Raw genomic sequence first — 17819 nt, forward strand, 5'->3', positions numbered from 1 at the left:
CTCACGCGCCAAGAAAACCATCATCATTATAGCAGAGGACTGGTGAATTCAAAAGAGTGCGGAACGTCCGCAGGGGACCACAGCAAATCGAGAGTCTGGACGCGGATCATAAAAATAGCCGTTTGCTCCTGATGGAACAACCGGCTTTCATTTGCGTGTTGTTTTGGTTATGATCCGTTGGTGGCGCGGGTTACATTGGCCGCCTGCAGACCGCGCTGGCCATTGACGATTTCAAACGTAACCAGCTCGCCTTCCTCCAGATTGCGGTAGCCTGAGCCGCTGATCGCGGAGTAATGGACAAACACATCCGGTCCCCCGTCTCGTTCAATAAAACCGTAGCCTTTTTCCTTACTGAACCATTTGACTTTCCCCTGCATCGTTGTTTCCTCCCTGTCTTCGGAACAGCTTTGTTTCATACCATAGCATATGCGGGAGCGGAGAAAGTGGAGACAACGAAACAGCGCTTTTTCGTGTGCCAGAAGGGGCATAAGTCCAGCGCGGCTTTCCCTTTGGACCAAGGTGAATCTCCGGCCAGAGTCGGACTCATTTCCCCGTCCGTCTATGTTACAATGCTGAAAGGAGTGTCAGGCGCAAAAGAGCTTCACAAGATAAATATTCGACAGAAAAGGAGAGAGTCCTCACATGCGCAAAATGGTGATCGTCCTGCTCAGCAGCTTGCTGCTGACCGCTTGCTCCGAGGTATCGGAAGGGGTACAGACTGCCCAGCAAGCGATAGAAACCGGAAAGCAGGCTGTAGAGACCGGAAAACAAGCGATTGAAGCTGGCAAGCAGGTCGTCGAAGCGGGGAAACAATTGGCAGAATCCGAGATCGCACAGCAATTGAAGAGCTACCTGCAGCAGAAATACGAATCGTCTGAGCCTTTGCGCAAAGCGATGTTCAGCGGTGACGGGACATTGCTGGCAGAAGAGCTGCAAAAAACGGAGCTGGCCAGCTTCAGCTTTTACAAATCGGACCTGTTCGGCGTTGAATATACCGGCCAGTTGACCGGCGACGGAAAATTCAAGGTCCTGAAGAAAAACCTGAACAATCCAGGCGAGGAACCGCAGGTGGTGAAGGAATTTAACGTCTCGCTGGATACGAACGGACAAATCCAGGTGCAGTAAAAAAAGCTAAGGAGCCTGTGCGAGCCTGCTTTCGAGCATCGATTTCTCTTGGCTGATGACCCGAACCGAACCGTTGCGGGGCGAATATAAAACCAGTATGGACTTGAAACCTGCGTACCCGATGCAGGTTTCTTTTGTCTCTTTCTCATGGAAACCGACCCGGCGGAAAAAATTACAAGAAGCGTTGTCACAAGATGATCGGTACAGACTTTCTAGGCTTTTCTCGATAAAAAAAATTTAAGCGCTTACGTTATCGAATCTTCTGATTTTAGCAGTAGATTTTTATACATGACCGTGGTAAAGTATAAATCGTTCACAATTTGTTTACAATTATTAAAAATGATCAAGGAGTGCTAAAAAATGGACCTGCAGCTTCTTTCTTCTATTGTTGTCTACATGGTTGGCATGCTGCTCATCGGCTACTTTGCTTACAAACGCACTTCCAATTTGACCGACTATATGTTGGGCGGACGAACGCTCGGTCCGGCTGTCACGGCGCTCAGTGCCGGCGCTTCCGACATGAGCGGCTGGCTGATGATGGGCTTGCCGGGGGCCATGTTTGCCCAAGGAATAAGCGCTTCATGGATAGCCATCGGGCTGACGCTGGGTGCTTATGCCAACTGGTTGTATGTTGCCCCTCGCCTTCGAACCTATACAGAAGTGGCGAACAACTCGATTACCATTCCCGCTTTTTTGGAAAACCGCTTTGGGGACGCCTCCCGCATTTTGCGTCTGGTATCCGGGCTGGTCATCATGATCTTTTTTACCTTCTACGTCTCTTCCGGACTCGTCTCCGGCGGCGTACTGTTTGAAAACACATTCCATCTGAATTACCACACGGGCCTTTGGATCGTCGCTGTTGTCGTAATCGCTTACACATTGTTCGGCGGGTTCCTCGCTGTTAGCTGGACTGACTTCGTGCAAGGATTGATCATGTTTATCGCACTTATTTTGGTACCGCTTGTCACTATTTTCCACGTAGGCGGCATCGGTCCTACGTTTACGGAAATCCATGCAATCAATCCCGCACTGCTCGATATTTTCAAGGGCACCAGCTTGCTCGGAATCATTTCACTCTTCGCCTGGGGACTTGGCTACTTCGGACAGCCTCATATCATCGTCCGCTTTATGGCGATTTCCTCGGTAAAAGAAATCAAAAAGGCCCGCTTCATCGGCATGGGCTGGATGATCTTTTCCATCGTGGGCGCGATGTTTACAGGACTGGTCGGCATCGCCTTTTACTCCAAGAAGGGCCTTGCACTGACTGATCCGGAAACTGTGTTCATCGAACTGGGGAAAATTTTGTTCCATCCTCTGATCACCGGCTTCCTATTGGCAGCGATCCTGGCGGCGATCATGAGTACGATCTCGTCCCAGCTGCTGGTAACCTCCAGCTCCTTGACCGAGGATATTTACAAGACGTTCTTCCGCCGCGAGGCATCAGATAAGGAGCTTGTCTTTGTCGGGCGCTTGTCTGTATTGGTTGTATCGTTGGTCGCCTTGCTTCTCGCCTACAGCAAAAACGACACGATCCTCGATCTGGTGGGATATGCCTGGGCCGGCTTTGGCGCATCCTTTGGTCCCCTGATCCTGCTCAGCTTGTACTGGAAGCGGATGAACAAATGGGGGGCGCTGGCCGGTATGGTGGCGGGTGCAGCGACCGTTATTCTCTGGACGCAATCCGATATGCTGAAAGATCTCCTCTATGAAATGATCCCGGGATTTGCCGTCAGTCTGCTCGCCATCGTCGTAGTGAGCCTGTTGACGCAGAGACCGGCGAAAGAAATCGAAGAGCAGTTTGACAGCTATCAAAAAGTAACGGAATAGGTATTCCCTGAAAGCCCCTTGGCAGCCTCTCGCACCAAGGGGCTTTTTTGCCTGCCAAATGCTCTTTTACGAAAACCAGGCTAACGCAAGCCGCCTGATCCCCTCTTCGATGTCCGCCTCCTTCATCCCCCCGAATCCGACGATGATCCGCGGGCGAGGCGGAGCCTGGGATGAAAGCCAATTGCGGGAAGTGGGATAGACCCGCACCTCTCGTTCTGCAGCTGCCCCAATCAATTCTGCTTCCGTAAGCGTCGTATCTACCTCCAGCAGAATATGCAGCCCTGCCGAATGGCCAAGCACCGCGACAGACGGCGGCATATGCGTGTGAATCGCCTGCAGCAAAAGCTGATGCTTCCTCTGGTACAAGGTCCGCATTTTTCTGACGTGCTTCTCCCAGTACCCTTTTTCCATAAACAACTGCATCGCCCGCTGCTGCAGACGAGGAACCGGGGAGGGATACGCCTGAAACTCCTCCAGATAACGGCGCAGCAGCATAGGGGGAAGCACCATATAATCCATCCGCAGCGCAGGAGAAAACGCTTTGGAAAAATTGCCGATGTAAACAACCGTGCCTGCTTGGTCCATCCCCTGCAGCGAAGGGGTCGGTTTTGCATTGTAGCGAAATTCGCCATCGTAGTCGTTTTCGATGATCAGGCCGCCGGTTTGTTTCGCCCACTGCAGGAGACGGAGCCGTTTGGCGGCAGGCATAACCATTCCATGCGGGTACTGGTGGGCCGGCGTCACGTATACGATGCGGGCTCCGCTTTTTTCCAGCGCCTCGATCGACAGGCCGTCCTCCTCCAGGGGGATGGGCGCGAGCGTAAAGCCGTGATGCTGAAAAACCACTCTGGCGTCGGCATATCCGGGGTCTTCTACGGCCGCGACAGGGTGAGTGTCTCTTGTCATCAGGCTGAGGAAGCTGAGGGCCTGCTGCAGCCCCGTTCCGATGATGATTTGCTCCGGCTCGCATATGAGCGTGCGAGCCCTCCTCAAATAGCGGGCAAGCTCCAACCGCAGCTCCCACTCCCCCTGATCGTCTCCGTAAAACGCGAAGTCTTCCGGGTACCGCTGCAAAGCCTCCTGGATACAGGAGCGCCACAGTGCGTATGGGAAATGCTCCGTGTCCACGACCGACCCGTGAAAGTTGTACCGGTACGAAAGATGCTCCCCTTTATTCTTTTTTAACTCCTTCGGCATGGGCATGATCGGCGCCGTCCCAGTTGCCTCCGCTTCCACCCATTTTTCGATGTCGGCGGCAAAATATCCGCTTCGCTCCCTGCTGATCAGGTAGCCTTCCGCCACCAGCTGCTGGTATGCAGCTTCTACGGTGATTTTCCCCACGCCGGCCAGCACCGCCATTTGCCGGATCGAAGGGAGCCTGAAGCCAGCCGGAATATGTCCGGAAACGATCTCTCCCTTGATGTAGGCATAAAGCTGCTGGTACAGGGGCTGGTCTCCACTTACATGTAAAACAGGAGCCATGTTCATCGTGCGTTTCCCCCTTTTCGTTCTTCCTACTGAATCATCTATTGTCCCTATCATATTCTTTCAAACTGTCACTATCGACAAGCACAGATTTTTTGTACAGTTAGTCTATCAAATCATCTCATCAGGAGGAAGAATCGGATGAACATAACGCTTCAGGGAAAAAAAGTAACCTTGCGCGATATACGCAAAGAGGATTTGGACACGATGTACTATTGGACCTACGAGGCCGAAGATCGCGAGCATCTCCGCTGGAACGGCCCATACAAAGATCCCGATCCGATGACATTGGAGGAATACCGCAACCTGCCGAAACATCAGGAAGCGCTCTCTGTCGTCGGCACGACACTGCCCCGCCACGAGCTGATCATCGAAATCGACGGCGAGCTCAAGGGCAGTGTCGGGCGTTACTGGGTGTCGGAGGTGACCAACTGGTTTGAAATCGGCATCGTCATTTACGATTCCCGCTACTGGTCGAACGGCTACGGCAGCGAGGCCTTCCAGATGTGGATCGATTATTTGTTTACGCATATGGATACGGTCCGGTTGGGGATTGGCACCTGGTCCGGCAATGAGCGGATGATGAGGCTGGCTGAGCGCTGCGGGATGATTGAGGAAGCCCGTGTGCGGAAAGCGCGGATTGTTCGCGGCGAGTATTACGATGCGATCAAGATGGGGATTTTGCGGGAAGAGTGGGAGGCGCGGAAAAGCCAGTAGATCGTGCTTTGTGTGAAGGAGATGAAACAGGAGAAAACGCTCAGGGTTCGGTGGGACACCTTCTCGGAGGTTTGACTGTCCGGCTCGTATGCAAAAGCGGAACCTGCGTCCAAAAGCAGCCGATTCAGGCAGCATCTCAGAGGTTGGACGCAAATGCGGGTTCTGCTTTTGCATGCGAGCCTGGGTAGTGTCCCAAAGACCCTTCGCTTTTTTCTCCTGTTTCATCTCTACAGCGGTTGGTCTATTCCTGGCTTTTTTGCGGGTAGATCAGGGATGAGAAGAAAAGAAGGATCTTTTCAATATCCTCACCCGTTTTTCAAAAGAATGAAAATGCGTGCGAGCGCAATTCGACAGTTTTGCGGTCCGCTTTGGAGAGCTTGGGGCTAAGGCTTTCTTTTTTTTGGGACAGCGCAAAAAAGTCAGGGGACGGCTTTTTCCGCGCCATCGCCCTGACTTCTTCTCTCCTGTTTCAAAGTCTCTATCAAAAACTTTATTCTTCCGCTGTTATGAGAGCAGCCACACGCTCCAGCTTGGCCTTCAGCTCATCTATGTCCAGATTCATGTCCAAAGCGGCAAAGATGCCGGTGAAGTACGCTTCCACCTGGCCGGCCACGCGGCTTCGTTCTTCGGCCACCATTTGCGTCAAGAGCGACGCGAATTGCTCGCCTACTTGGGCGCTTCCTGTATTCAGGTAGGCAGATACCGGTTCCTGCAGGCGTTTTTCCAAATCCTCGCGCAGCTTGGCCTTGCCATCCTGTTCAAAAAAGTCTTTCGCGCTGCGGAACAGCGACAAGGATGGCTGGAGGCTTGCCAGAGAGACCGGAAGCTCATCGGCAAACGACAAGGTTTCCACCTTTCGCGGCTGATAAGGCGCCAGCGTCAAGCCGGATGCGTACTGCTGAACGTCCCGCTGCCACTGCTGCACGAGAGCCGCTCCCTGCTTGCCCAGAAACTTCTCCAGACGCAAGGTCGTCGCTCTCAGCTCCTGAGCCAGATCGTAGCTGATCGACCGGAGCAGATCGCCCAGGCAGCCTTGGAGCGCCTGCTTCATATTGCGGCCGTCCTCTTTCAGTACGGCCGGGTTAAAGGCGGTATTAAACAGTTCATTAAAGCGGAAAAACAGGCGCTGCTTTACATAGTACACCAGCTCTTCACGCTCTTTCAGCAAATCGCGTTCCGCCGAGGCAATCGACAGGCCTTCCACAGCAGCCAGGGCCGCTTCGCGAGCCTTCGTGGCTGCCTGCCTTCTGGCGTCGCGCTCCGATTCATCAGCCTCTGCCATGCGGATGAATTCTTCGAGGGTGGTGTGTGCCCGGCGTATTTCGCCCATCGCTGCATTGACAGCGATTTGCGTCAGCTCTTCCAGCGTAAAGCGAAGAAAATCCTGTTCAAACACGGCCATGCCCGACAGGCGAAGGGCTTCCTCTGCAGGAGCGAGCGGCTCCTCCTCCGGCGTGCCTGTGCGCTGACGGTAGACCTTTTCCGCAGAGCCTGCGAGCTTCCCGGCTTCGTGCATACGGGCCAGCAAGGCGGTCTGGCTGGAAACCGGATAAATGCGCGGATGGCGAATGCCGCAGCTCAACAGGTTTTTCTCCACATGGGCAACAACCCCGGCAAGCTCTTCCTCGGAAGCCGCGAGATCGGCGGCATTGACGAGAAAGAACATCTTATCCATGTCAAATGTGTCCTTGACACGCCCCATCTGGAGCAGGAATTCGCGGTCCGCCTGCGAGAAGGCGTGGTTGTAATACGTAACGAACAGAACCGCGTCGGCATTTTTCATATATTCAAAGGCGACACCGGTATGGCGGGCGTTGATCGAATCGGCCCCCGGCGTATCCACCAGCACGATCCCTTGATCGGTGAGCGGACAAGAATAAAACAGTTCAATATATTCGGCAAAGCAAGCCTTTTCTTCTTTTGCCACAAACCCTTTGAAGGCTTTCATGTCGACGAGCAGCTCGCCGCCCAGGTGAGCGGACATCTCGCCGAGGCCCTTGGTGACCGCTTTCAAGAACGTGTAATGCGGCTTGGCCGTCGGCGGGATGCTGGAAACATCGATTTTGTTCAGCTCTGCCAACGCTTCCTCCAGATCGGAGGCAGCCAGGCCAAAAATCGCAAGCGAGCGAATGACGTCCTGCTCTACGGCTTCCCGGCTTTTCAGCACGACGCGAACCGTGCCGTGCGGATGCGTTTCTGTCGGCGGCATGATTTTATTGATCGCCGCCGTCGTCGGATTCGGCGAAACCGGCAGGACCAGCTCTCCCATCAAGGCGTTGGCAAACGACGATTTCCCTGCGCTGAATGCTCCGAACAGGGCGACGGTAAAACGATTGGCCTGCAAGCGCTCGGCTCGCTCCAGCATGGTCTCGGCTTGCGCCTGCATCCCCGGTATTGACTGAATCTCCCTGCTTGCCTGCTGCAGACGTTGTGCCGCAGCGATCAGTTTGTCTTTTAGCTGGTTCATGATTGAAAGTTACGCTCCTTCACGCAAAATCGCTTGCAATCGTTGCCGTGCAGCCTGCTCCATCGCAGCAAGCCGCCCCAGGCGGGCGTGGATCTGCATCAGCTCACGAAGCACCGCGAGCTGCTTTTGCAGCGCCATGCTTTCCTGTTCGGTCTGCTTCCTGATGAGCGCTGCTACCTGGTCGATCAAGCCCAATCCGGCACGGCGGTATTCTGTCTTGATACCGTTCGAAATGTCCGAACAGTAATTCATGACATACTGGCGGGTACTCGCCCCATCCTTTACGTGGGAGGCGAGAAATTCGGCTGTTACCTCGATCGTCGTGGCGTAGACTGCGGCATGATAAGCCTCGTCACGCAGATCGAATTGCTCCGGAAATTTGCTGAGCAGCTCCTTGAAGTGAAAATCGAGATTGGCCGCTACCTTTTCGCGGAAGTCTGCAAGCAGTACGTCCAATCTTCTCGCCCGCTCTTCCTCTGTCTTTTTCCCGGAAAAGAACAACCCCATCTTGAAGCCCGGCTTGCGGCTTTCCAAATACTGTTCCGCTGCCTCGTTCGTGCTGTAATAGGTGAGGCGGGCATTGTCCAGCAGCGCCGCCAGCTCTTTTTCCATCTGTTTGCGCGCCTTGTCCACCCGGCTCGCCAGTTCGCTTGCTGCTTCCTCGGCTGTTTGCAAGGCGTTCTTTACCCGACCGGCATCCCGGCTGTCCAAAGCGGGCATCTGCAGCTCATCCAGCCTGTTTTCCAACTCCTGGCGCTCGGCAGCGTTCTGTCTGCGCAGCACTTGAACGTGTTCCTCGATCAAATGCTCGGCAGCGTCCGCCACCGTTTTGCTGACCAGCTTTTCGCGGTCCGCGATCAGCTGCTCCAGCAACGCCCGGAATGCTTCGTACTGGTTTTCCTCGTGATCAGGCTCCGCCAGCGACGTGTAAAAGATCCCGTCCGGTTCAATATTCCACGTGGCGAAAGCCTCTTCCACGCTCTCCTTGTAGCTGTCAAAATCGAGTTCAAAATCGATATGCTTGTCAATCATATTTATAACAAGATAAACTGGCTTTCCGCGGTCTTTCAACGTTTTGGTAAAATTGAAGTTCTCTTCCGCCTGCACGTGGTTGTAATCCATCATGTAAATGACGACATCCGCCAAGTGCAAAGCCGACTCTGTCGCTATTTTGTGAGCCGCGTCCGTAGAGTCGATTCCGGGCGTATCAAGCAAGCTGGCCTTCTCATTGAGCATAGTCCCCGGATAGGAGACCTCCACCCACTCAACCGTATCGCCGTCGACGGCAAATTGCTTGAGCTTTTCCATTTCGGTGTCAGGGTCAAAGGTCAGCACGCCGTTATTATGCGTGTATACACGCGCCGCCTTTTCGCCGCCGCGGATTTTGACAACATTGGCACTGGTCGGAATCGGGTTGGAAGGCAAGAGACTGGCTCCCAACAGTGTATTGATCATTGTAGACTTACCGGCCGAAAAGTGGCCGCAAAATGCGATATTCAACTCCGCTCCGCGTGTTTTCTCCGCGAGCTGAAGCAGCTTCCCCGGTGTCGCATCGTCCTTTGTCTCTTCAATAGACGACGCCATCCGTTCCAGTCGATCAGCAAGCTGGGCGAAATCCGCTGCCCGCTCCATGACGTGACTTTGCACCTGTACCATCCTCTCCATTCTCCTACTCTACCATGCCGAATGTATCATACCTCCCCCGGTTGATCAATTCTTTTGCGCGAAAGTTTCCATTGGAACTGTTTGAGAACAGAGGAAAACGCATCTGTCTTCAGGACAGCCCCGCATACTTTCCTGCAGATTGGAAAAAATCCCAATAAGAACTTTCACATTTTTCCTGTAAGGGAGGGGGGCGAATCCGATTGTTTCGCAGAGTATGGGAAAAATGGAAAAACGAAGCAGTAGCATCTCGCCGGAAACAGCAAAGCAGCCATTCTGATCAACAGGCTTCCAATAAAACTCCGCTTTCCGAAAGCTTGCAGGAAAATCTCGATATCATCAAACAGCGCCTGGGGAACCCGCAAGACCTGATCATCCGTCCATTTCTGATCGACAATAGCGGACGGGCTTGCGCTGTAGCCTGCATCGATGGACTGGTAGACAGCGAGCTCGTTCACGACAAGGTAGTAAAACATATACAGCTGCTGATGTCTCCCGCCGGCAAAGCTATCCCGGCACCCGACGAAGATATCATGGCTTTTATGCTCAATGAAGTGCTGTCCATTATTGAGGTGAAAACCGGAACCACCATGGAGGAAGTCCTGGACGCCATGCTGGTGGGAGATACCGCCTTTTTCGTGGACGGTTCCCATACAACCATTTTGATTGACAGCAGGGGCTGGGAGACGCGTGGCATCGAAGAACCTGTTTCGGAAGGTCTCGTACGCGGACCTCGAGACGGCTTCAACGAGAACATCCGGGACAATACAGTCCGCATCCGCCGCCGTGTGCGGGATCCCAAGCTTCGTTTTGACGCCACTACTGTCGGAAGGCGGAGCAAAACAGACCTGATCGTCGCATACATCGAAGACATCGCACATCCGAATATCGTAAACGAAATCAAACGGCGCATCTCCACCATTGACATCGATCAGGTGGAGGAGTCAGGTTATATCGAGCAATGGATCGAGGATAATTTCTTGTCGCCGTTTCCGCAAGTACAAAACACGGAGCGTCCGGATAAAGTCGCATCGGCCCTGTTTCAGGGGCGTGTTGCCATCATCCTGGACGGTACCCCCATGGTGCTTTTGGCTCCGGTTACACTGGGCATCATGCTTCATTCTCCCGAGGATTTTTACGAACGGTGGATGGTAGGCTCGCTTGCGCGGGTGCTTCGGTACCTGGCCTCTTATCTGGCCGTCTTTTCTCCAGCCCTCTATATCGCGCTGGTCACCTTTCATCCGGGACTGATTCCCTCGGATCTCGCCTTTTCCATCGCCGCCACCCGGGACGGCGTTCCGTTTCCGGCTGCCGTCGAATCCCTGATCATGGTAACCACCATGGAGCTGCTGCAGGAGGCGGGCTTGCGTCTGCCAAAGCCGATCGGACAAACGGTAGGCATCGTCGGCGGGCTTGTCATCGGCGAGGCAGCCGTTTCCGCCGGGATCGTCAGCCCTGTCATGGTCATTGTCGTGGCGATTACTGCGATCGCTTCCTTCGCCATTCCTTCCTATAATCTGGCCATCGCTTTTCGGATGATCCGTTTTGGCGCCATGCTTGCCGCTGCCATGTTTGGCCTCTACGGCGTGGTTCTGGCTTTTATCCTCATCGTCATCCATCTCACCAATCTGACCAGCATTGGTGTGCCCTACCTGGCACCACTTGCTCCGCAGCTTGTTTCCGACTGGAAAGATTACATCCTGCGCGCTCCTATCACGTTCTTCAAAAAACGGCCGGACATGCTGCAAACGAAAGACAAAACCCGCATGAAAGCAGGGAGATCGCAATGAACACCTTACCCTACGCGGATCAGAAGATTGGACAAAAAGAGATGGTGTTTATTGTCGCCAATGTCGTCATCGGGGTGGGCATTCTCACTTTCCCCCGGACTCTGGCTGCCAAGACGGGTTCGATCGACGGATGGATCTCGATCCTCATCTCCGGTCTGGTGGCTTCGGTGATCGGCTGGCTGCTGGGCAAATTGGCCAGTCGCTTTCCCGCAAACTCTTTTTTTGAATATGCGTCCCTGATCGTAAGCCGGCCCGTCGCACAGGTCATTACTTTTCTTGTCGGCATCTACTTCCTGCTGTTTGTTTCTTTTGAAGCCAGGGCTCTCGGCAATATCGCCAAGCAGTATTTGTTTACGACTACTCCTGTTGAAGTGATTACGCTCGCTTTCTTGCTGATCGTTCAATATGCTGTGGCTGGCACACGGATCGCCCTGCTGCGGCTGAACATGCTGTTTTTTCCGATTGTGCTGCTGATCAGTGCCGTTGTGCAGCTCTATTCGATCCAAATGCTCGAGCTGGATAACGTCAGACCGCTGTTCACTACCGGATTAGGTGCCCTTTTGCAAGGCTCAAAAGAAGTCAATCTGTCGTTTTCCGGCTACGAGGTCGTCCTTTTTTATACGCTGCTGATGACCCGGGCCGAGGACGCTCCCAAGGCCGTCGTGAAAGGACTGTTGATCCCTATTTTCCTGTACCTGACGATCTACATTTTTGTCATCGGCGTATTCTCCGCTGAGGTGGTGAAAAACTTGACCTACCCGACGATTGAACTGGCCAAAGACGTCGAAGTGCCCGGAGGGTTTATCGAACGTGTGGAGTCGCTCTTTTTCACCATCTGGATCATGACGATTTTCAATTCCTGCACGGTCTTTTTCGATCTGGCGATTTTCAACCTGGGATCGATTTTCCCGAACGTCAGAAAGTTCACCTGGCTTTTGATCATCTCCCCTCTGGTCTACATGATTTCGCTTTGGCCGCAAAATCTGGTTCAGTTTTTCTCGCTGGGGGACCAGCTCGTCTATTTTGGAATATTCATCACTTACCTGGTCCCGATTCTTCTCTTGCTGATCGCCAAATGGAGGGGGGTGCGGGGAGATGAGTAAAAGCTCGGCTCGCCTTTTAGTGGCGGTATTATCCGTCTCCCTCCTCTCCGGCTGCTGGGACCAGGTACAAATCGAGGAACGCGGCTTTGTAGTCGGCGTTGGAATTGATTTGCCGTCCTCCAAAGAGATGGAAAGACAGGCAGAAAAGGAGGCTCCGGACAAACCGAAAGGGAAACGGCGGTATCTCGTTACGCATCAATTCGTCGTTCCGGGAGGACTTGTCTCAAACTCGCAAGGAGGAGGCGGCAGCCAGAGCAGCACGGGCGACCCGTTCCAGAACCTGACGTCTGAGGGAGATTCTCTGTTCGAAATCTCGCGTGAGCTGGCTGTCCGGACAAGCCGTTCACCGTTTTATCAACATTTAAAGGTTGTCATCGTCTCCGAGGAAGTGGCGAAATCGCCCAATACGTTTGCCGATGTTCTCGATTACTTCTTGCGCGATCCTGATTTGAGGAGGACCAGCAAGGTCATGATCTCCAAAGGGAAGGCCAAGCCTGTCCTGGAGGTAAAACCGAAAACGGAAAAGCTCCCTTCCCTCTACATCAACTCTGTTGCGGAAAATACAGACCGCACAGCACGCATGATCCCCGAGGTTCGCTTGGGGGAAGTACATGAAGATATGATCAACGAGTTCAGCTTTGTCCTCCCGCGTATTGTCGCCGCCAACAATGAAGTGAAAGTAGCAGGCGCTGCCGTATTTCAAGGCCAGGGAAACAAGATGATCGGCTTTCTCGGAGAGGAGGAGACGGAAGGATTGAACTTTCTCTTGGGAAACGTCCAGGGAGGGCTGCTGAAAACCAAAGTGAAAGACAATCTCGTGATCTTCAATATTCAGGGAACGAAAAGAACGATCAAGGCCGACGTCCGGGATAAAAAACGCATGCGTTTTCAGTTTTTCATCGAATGCGAGGGCGTAATCGCCGAGTCCTTCGAGCGCTTGGACTTTATGGAGAGTCGCATCATGGATAACCTTCAAAAGACAATCGCGGCAGAGATTGAAAGGCTTTCACATGATGCCATCCGCAAAGTGCAGAAGAAAATGAAAACCGACGTGTTGGAACTGGGCACATATGTAAAACAAACCCATCCTGATCTGTGGAAGCAACTCAAAGAGGACTGGGACCACGGCCGAAATCTGTTTGCCTCCAGCGAGATTGAAGTGAAGGCCGTTGTCTACATCCGCAATGGAGGGTCGGTGAACAGGACGGAAATCCGTTAGGAGGATCGGTTTATGCTCAGAAAGATATTCGGTACTCTGCCGCCTTATTTGACATTTTTCGGGGCGGTTTTGTCCATCTTGATCCCGTGGCTGTTCTACAAGGCTTCTCAAAAGCTTCACCAATATGGCGATCCGCCGTGGAAAAATGGAAGCACCGGTCAGAAGGGGGAATGACCTCCCCCTTTTTTCCTGCTGAGCAAGGGAAGCCTGCAAAGAACAGCGCAAGTTGATTTTGATTCATGTATAATGGCATACAGAAACATCGCTTGGGGGAGGTATTTTCGATGCGGCTTGCAGGTAAAAAGGTTTTATGCCTGGTTGATGAAGAATTTGAGGACTTGGAGTTGTGGTACCCGATTTACAGAGTGCAGGAGGAAGGAGCAGTCGTTCATCTGGCAGGTCCCGTCAGTGGCAAAAGCTATACGGGCAAATACGGCGTGCCTGCAAAAGCGGATTTTGCTTTTGCTGACATCAACATCGACGAATACGACGGTCTGCTGGTACCTGGCGGCTGGGCGCCCGACAAGCTGAGGCGCTATCCGGAAGTGCTCGCTTTTGTACGCCGCATGAACGAACGGGAAAAGCCGATCGGACAGATCTGCCACGCAGGATGGGTTTTGATCTCCGCAAAAATCCTGGATGGCCGCAGGGTTACCTCGACGCCAGGCATTCGCGACGATATGGAAAACGCTGGCGCGATTTGGCTGGATGAACCAGTCGTGGTCGACGGACATCTTGTTTCCAGCAGACGTCCGCCCGATTTGCCGGCTTACGCAAAAGCATTTTGCGATCGCTTGGCAGGTGTATAAGCCATTCCTTTGAAGCGGCAAAAGCCACCCCTGTATTTCAGGAAGGTGGCTTTTGTTTTTGCTTTTGCTTTCGGCTGCTGTCTTTTATCGTATGCGGATGGGCCAAATGCCCGGCAAGACGACCTCGCTGCATACGAGGCGTTTTTCCAGCAAGCGGCGCGGTCTTATCCTCCATCCTTTGAGCGCAGGAGTCTCATGCCGTTGGCAATCACGATCAGCGAGCTTCCCGTGTCGGCGAGCACAGCCATCCAGAGCGTCGAGTAGCCAAACAGAATCATCAGCAGAAAGACAACTTTGACGAGCAGAGAAAATGCGATATTCTGCTTGATGATGCGAAGCGTCCGCCTGCTGAGGCCAATCGCGTATGGCAGCTTGGACAAGTCATCAGCCATCAGTGTAATATCGGCGGTTTCCATCGCCGTATCCGAGCCGGCTCCGCCCATCGCGATCCCCACTGTTGCCGCAGCCAGAGCCGGAGCATCATTGACTCCATCCCCCACCATGGCTACGCCCTTCGAGGTGGACTGCCACGCTTGAATCGCAGAAAGCTTGTCGGCCGGGAGCAGTTCTGCCTTGTACGCGGTCAGCCCCAACCGCTCCGCTACGGCATGGGCCGTTCCTCTGTTGTCCCCGGTCAGCATCGCTACCTGTTTTATGCCCAGCTGCCGGAGTTTGGCGACGACCGAAGCGCTCTCCTCCCGCACCTGGTCAGCCAATCCGATCAGGGCGATGACTTGCTGTCCGCAACCAAGCAGCATCAGTGTCTGACCTTTTTGCTGCAGCGCCTCGATTCTCGACTGTACAGAGTCGAGCGCAAAATGAAGCTCATTTTGGAACCAGCGTGGGTTGCCCAGATAGTAGTCGTTGCCGTCCACAGTCGCTTGCACACCGCGCCCCGTCACTGATGTAAAACCGTTGATCGGCATGGGCCTCACTCCGATTTGCTGTGCCCGCCGCAGGATCGCAGCTGCCAAAGGATGTTCGGACATCGCTTCCAGAGAAGCAGCGATGGCCATTACCTCAGCCTCATCTCTTCCTTCCAGCGGGATGACGGTTGTCACTTCTGGCCTCCCAACTGTGAGTGTTCCCGTTTTATCAAATGCGATGGTGCTGATCGCGCCCAGCCGTTCGAGATGGACCCCGCCTTTGATCAAAATGCCGTGTTTGGCTGCGTTGCCAATCGCAGACACGATGGAAACAGGCGTGGAAATGACGAGCGCACACGGGCAAGCCACTACCAGCATCATCAGTGCCCGGTAAAACCAGAGCTCAAACGGCTCCTGCAGAAACAAAGGGGGAACGACGGCGATCAAAGCGGCGACCACGATCACTGCCGGCGTATAATACTGGGAAAACACATCCACAAACCGCTGCGATGGAGCTTTTTGCGCCTGCGCTTCTTCCACCAGATGGACGATTTTGGACAAGGTATTCTCCTCAAATCGCCTTGTTACCTTGATCTTCAGCGCGCCCTGCTCGTTGATCGTGCCCGCAAAGACGTCGTCACCTGCGTTCTTTTCGACCGGCACGGATTCTCCTGTGATCGGGGCCTGATTGACCGTGGAAACACCCTCGATGACCGTACCGTCCATCGCGATCTTCTCGCCGGGCCTGACGAGGACGATCTCCCCTACATGGATCGACTCGACAGGAAGTCTTACTTCCCGCCCCTCCCTTATGACGGCCGCTTCCTCCGGCGCCAGCTTCATCAGGCTGCGGAGAGACTGACGCGTCCGATCCATCGTATACGCCTCCAGTGTCTCCCCAAGTGAAAACAGGAAGACAACAGCCGCCCCCTCTGCCCATTCACCAATAGCCGCAGCGCCGAGAACGGCAATCGTCATCAAAAAATCGATGCCAAGCGTCCTGGACTTCAAGCCGTATATCCCGCTCTTGGCAATGCGAAAGCCGCCGATGACAATCGTTGCCGCATACAGCAAGGTGATGACGGTCTCCGGAATCCCGGCCCATAGATCAAGCGTCCACGCCACGAGAAAAATGGAACCGGAGATCAGCGTCGACCACGCCTTCTTGTTTTGCTGCCAGAAGCTCTTGTTTTCCAGCTGCTTCTTGTCCTTCTCCAGTACCGCGTCATAACCGGCCTGTTTGACTGTCCGAACAATCGCCTCCTCAGCGTTCTCTTCGTGCAGCACAGTCATTTTGGCAGCGCCGAAGTTGACCACCACTTGAGAGACAGACGCGAGCGCCCCTACCTTTTTTTCCAGGCCGCGGGCACAGTCTGCGCAATCCATGCCGCTGATGCGAAAGACAGTTCGCTGCCCGTCCCCCTGGATATCGGCCGATGCTACCGCGGCATCCGGACCTTTTTCCCCATCGTGCATATGATGATGATGCCCATCGTGATGACTGTGCGAATGACTATGTGAACTGCAGCATGAGGCAGACTGTGAGCCTGGAGCGGCTTCACTTCCGTGTGAGACTGCCTTGACAAGCGTCTCTGACTGGACCAGGGGCTCACAACAACCAGGTTTTCTGGACATCTCCAACACCCCAACATATGATTAATTGTTCATATTTGAAATCTCACCCTTATCATATTTTTCCATCGTCCGAAAAGTCAACACCCTTTTTTCTCCCATGGCAAGATTTCGCAAAATAGCCTCGTCAGCTTTTTTGAGTGCATGTCCTTTCCTTTTCCCAATAAAAAAACCCGGCAGATACCGAGTTTTCCTAAAACATCTGCTATTTTTGCTTATTCGTGCTTCAGATGCTGCAGGGTCTGAACAAAAATTTGTTCCATATGGTCATCATCCAGCGAGTAGAAGACCGTCTTGCCCACCTTGCGCCGCTTTAAAATCCGCAAATTCCGCAGATACCGCAATTGATGGGATACAGCCGACTGCCCCATCCCCAATGCCGTCGAAATATCGTGGACACACAATTCCTGCTGCAGCAGCGCGTAAATGATTTTGACCCGCGTCGGATCTCCCAGTGCGCGGAAGAGATCGGCCAAATCAACAGCCGTTTGATCATCTATCATTTTATCCTCAAGTCTTGCGGCGTCCAAAGCCTCCGACCCTTGACACGTATCATCGCATGCTTCCTGCATTTCGCTCTGACCCATCCAACACACCACCCTCATCAATAAACCCTCTTTTGTCAGTATAGCAAAATTCGCGCAAGGTGTCGTCCGCGACTGTATCATTCATGAGCATTCGCGGCCCTGCTCGCAGCCCCATTTTACGCATGACGGAGAAGACCCGGCCCAAAAGTTGCACTCGGTAAACTTTTTGTTGCTGAGCGAAAAATATTGGTCTATACTAAATTTTAAAGAGAAACATATAGACAATTGCTCATAGTGTAAGGAAGAGGAAGCAATTTGCCTTTTATTTAGAAGGAGGCAGGTGTCCATGTCATCACCAATCCGTTTGCTCGACGCGAAAACCGGCACCAAGCTCCGATTGACAAAGCTGGAAGTCACAGGGGTGCTTCGCAGAAGATTGCTCGATCTGGGGTTTGTCCCCGGAAACGTGGTGGAAGTTCTGCAAAAAAGCCCGCTCGGAGACCCGACTGCCTTTCGCGTAAACAATACAACGATTGCCCTCAGAAAAGAGGAAAGCGGTCTGATCTTCGCAGAATTGCTGGAGGTGTAAT

15 protein-coding genes are annotated in these 17819 nt (G+C 53.4%); 9 read left to right on the forward strand and 6 right to left on the reverse strand.

Features of this window, described 5'->3' with window-relative positions; translation table 11 throughout:
- Nucleotides 1-167: 167 nt before the first annotated feature.
- Nucleotides 168-377 carry a cold shock domain-containing protein gene (locus NST96_RS20585; protein ID WP_003389005.1) on the reverse strand — a complete coding sequence of 70 codons (210 nt, stop codon included), beginning with the start codon at nt 375-377 and terminating at the stop codon, nt 168-170.
- Nucleotides 378-642: 265 nt separating this feature from the next.
- Between NST96_RS20585 and NST96_RS20590 the strand changes: the two genes are divergently transcribed.
- Together NST96_RS20590 and putP are read left to right on the forward strand one after the other, a co-directional pair.
- A complete protein-coding gene (locus NST96_RS20590; protein ID WP_003389004.1) occupies nt 643-1125 on the forward strand; it encodes a hypothetical protein in 483 nt (160 codons plus the stop codon).
- A 360-nt stretch (nt 1126-1485) separates the two neighbouring features.
- Nucleotides 1486-2952, forward strand: coding sequence for a sodium/proline symporter PutP (putP, locus tag NST96_RS20595; RefSeq protein ID WP_342404387.1), 1467 nt, complete (start codon nt 1486-1488; stop codon nt 2950-2952).
- Nucleotides 2953-3018: 66 nt separating this feature from the next.
- Here putP and NST96_RS20600 read toward each other — a convergent pair whose 3' ends face one another.
- Entirely contained in the window at nt 3019-4440 is a 1422-nt protein-coding gene (locus tag NST96_RS20600; RefSeq protein WP_122957902.1) for a PLP-dependent aminotransferase family protein, read from the reverse strand.
- A gap of 138 nt (nt 4441-4578) precedes the next feature.
- Between NST96_RS20600 and NST96_RS20605 the strand changes: the two genes are divergently transcribed.
- Complete coding sequence (locus NST96_RS20605; protein ID WP_031931855.1) at nt 4579-5154, forward strand: GNAT family protein; 576 nt, start codon at nt 4579-4581, stop codon at nt 5152-5154.
- A 490-nt stretch (nt 5155-5644) separates the two neighbouring features.
- Here NST96_RS20605 and NST96_RS20610 read toward each other — a convergent pair whose 3' ends face one another.
- On the reverse strand, nt 5645-7621 hold the full coding sequence (locus NST96_RS20610) for a dynamin family protein (protein ID WP_342404390.1): 1977 nt from the start codon (nt 7619-7621) through the stop codon (nt 5645-5647).
- 9 nt (nt 7622-7630) lie between these two features.
- Nucleotides 7631-9277, reverse strand: a complete 1647-nt coding sequence (locus tag NST96_RS20615; protein ID WP_342404391.1) for a dynamin family protein — start codon at nt 9275-9277, stop codon at nt 7631-7633.
- Between the two features lie 209 nt (nt 9278-9486).
- Here NST96_RS20615 and NST96_RS20620 point away from each other — a divergent pair, with 209 nt between their 5' ends.
- The 5 genes from NST96_RS20620 to NST96_RS20640 all read left to right on the forward strand — a co-directional run bounded on the left by NST96_RS20620 (nt 9487) and on the right by NST96_RS20640 (nt 14204).
- Nucleotides 9487-11073, forward strand: coding sequence for a spore germination protein (locus NST96_RS20620; RefSeq protein ID WP_342404393.1), 1587 nt, complete (start codon nt 9487-9489; stop codon nt 11071-11073).
- Entirely contained in the window at nt 11070-12176 is a 1107-nt protein-coding gene (locus tag NST96_RS20625) for an endospore germination permease (protein ID WP_003388995.1), read from the forward strand. Before NST96_RS20620 ends, NST96_RS20625 begins: the two co-directional genes overlap by 4 nt.
- Complete coding sequence (locus NST96_RS20630; RefSeq protein ID WP_243014042.1) at nt 12169-13395, forward strand: Ger(x)C family spore germination protein; 1227 nt, start codon at nt 12169-12171, stop codon at nt 13393-13395. The genes NST96_RS20625 and NST96_RS20630 overlap by 8 nt, the downstream gene beginning before the upstream one ends.
- A 12-nt stretch (nt 13396-13407) precedes the next feature.
- Entirely contained in the window at nt 13408-13569 is a 162-nt protein-coding gene (locus NST96_RS20635; protein WP_003388993.1) for a hypothetical protein, read from the forward strand.
- A gap of 110 nt (nt 13570-13679) precedes the next feature.
- Nucleotides 13680-14204 (forward strand): type 1 glutamine amidotransferase domain-containing protein, encoded by a 525-nt coding sequence (locus NST96_RS20640; RefSeq protein ID WP_003388991.1) that lies wholly within the window; start codon nt 13680-13682, stop codon nt 14202-14204.
- Nucleotides 14205-14368: 164 nt separating this feature from the next.
- On the opposite strand, the gene NST96_RS20645 is transcribed toward NST96_RS20640, so the two are convergent.
- A complete protein-coding gene (locus tag NST96_RS20645; protein WP_024984833.1) occupies nt 14369-16546 on the reverse strand; it encodes a heavy metal translocating P-type ATPase in 2178 nt (725 codons plus the stop codon).
- Nucleotides 16547-16917: 371 nt separating this feature from the next.
- Nucleotides 16918-17289 (reverse strand): metalloregulator ArsR/SmtB family transcription factor, encoded by a 372-nt coding sequence (locus NST96_RS20650; protein WP_003388988.1) that lies wholly within the window; start codon nt 17287-17289, stop codon nt 16918-16920.
- Nucleotides 17290-17575: 286 nt separating this feature from the next.
- Between NST96_RS20650 and NST96_RS20655 the strand changes: the two genes are divergently transcribed.
- Nucleotides 17576-17818, forward strand: coding sequence for a FeoA family protein (locus NST96_RS20655; protein ID WP_003388987.1), 243 nt, complete (start codon nt 17576-17578; stop codon nt 17816-17818).
- The last annotated feature ends 1 nt before the right edge of the window (nt 17819 follow it).

The sequence above is a fragment of the Brevibacillus sp. FSL K6-2834 genome, from assembly GCF_038592925.1.
Lineage (GTDB): Bacteria > Bacillota > Bacilli > Brevibacillales > Brevibacillaceae > Brevibacillus > Brevibacillus borstelensis.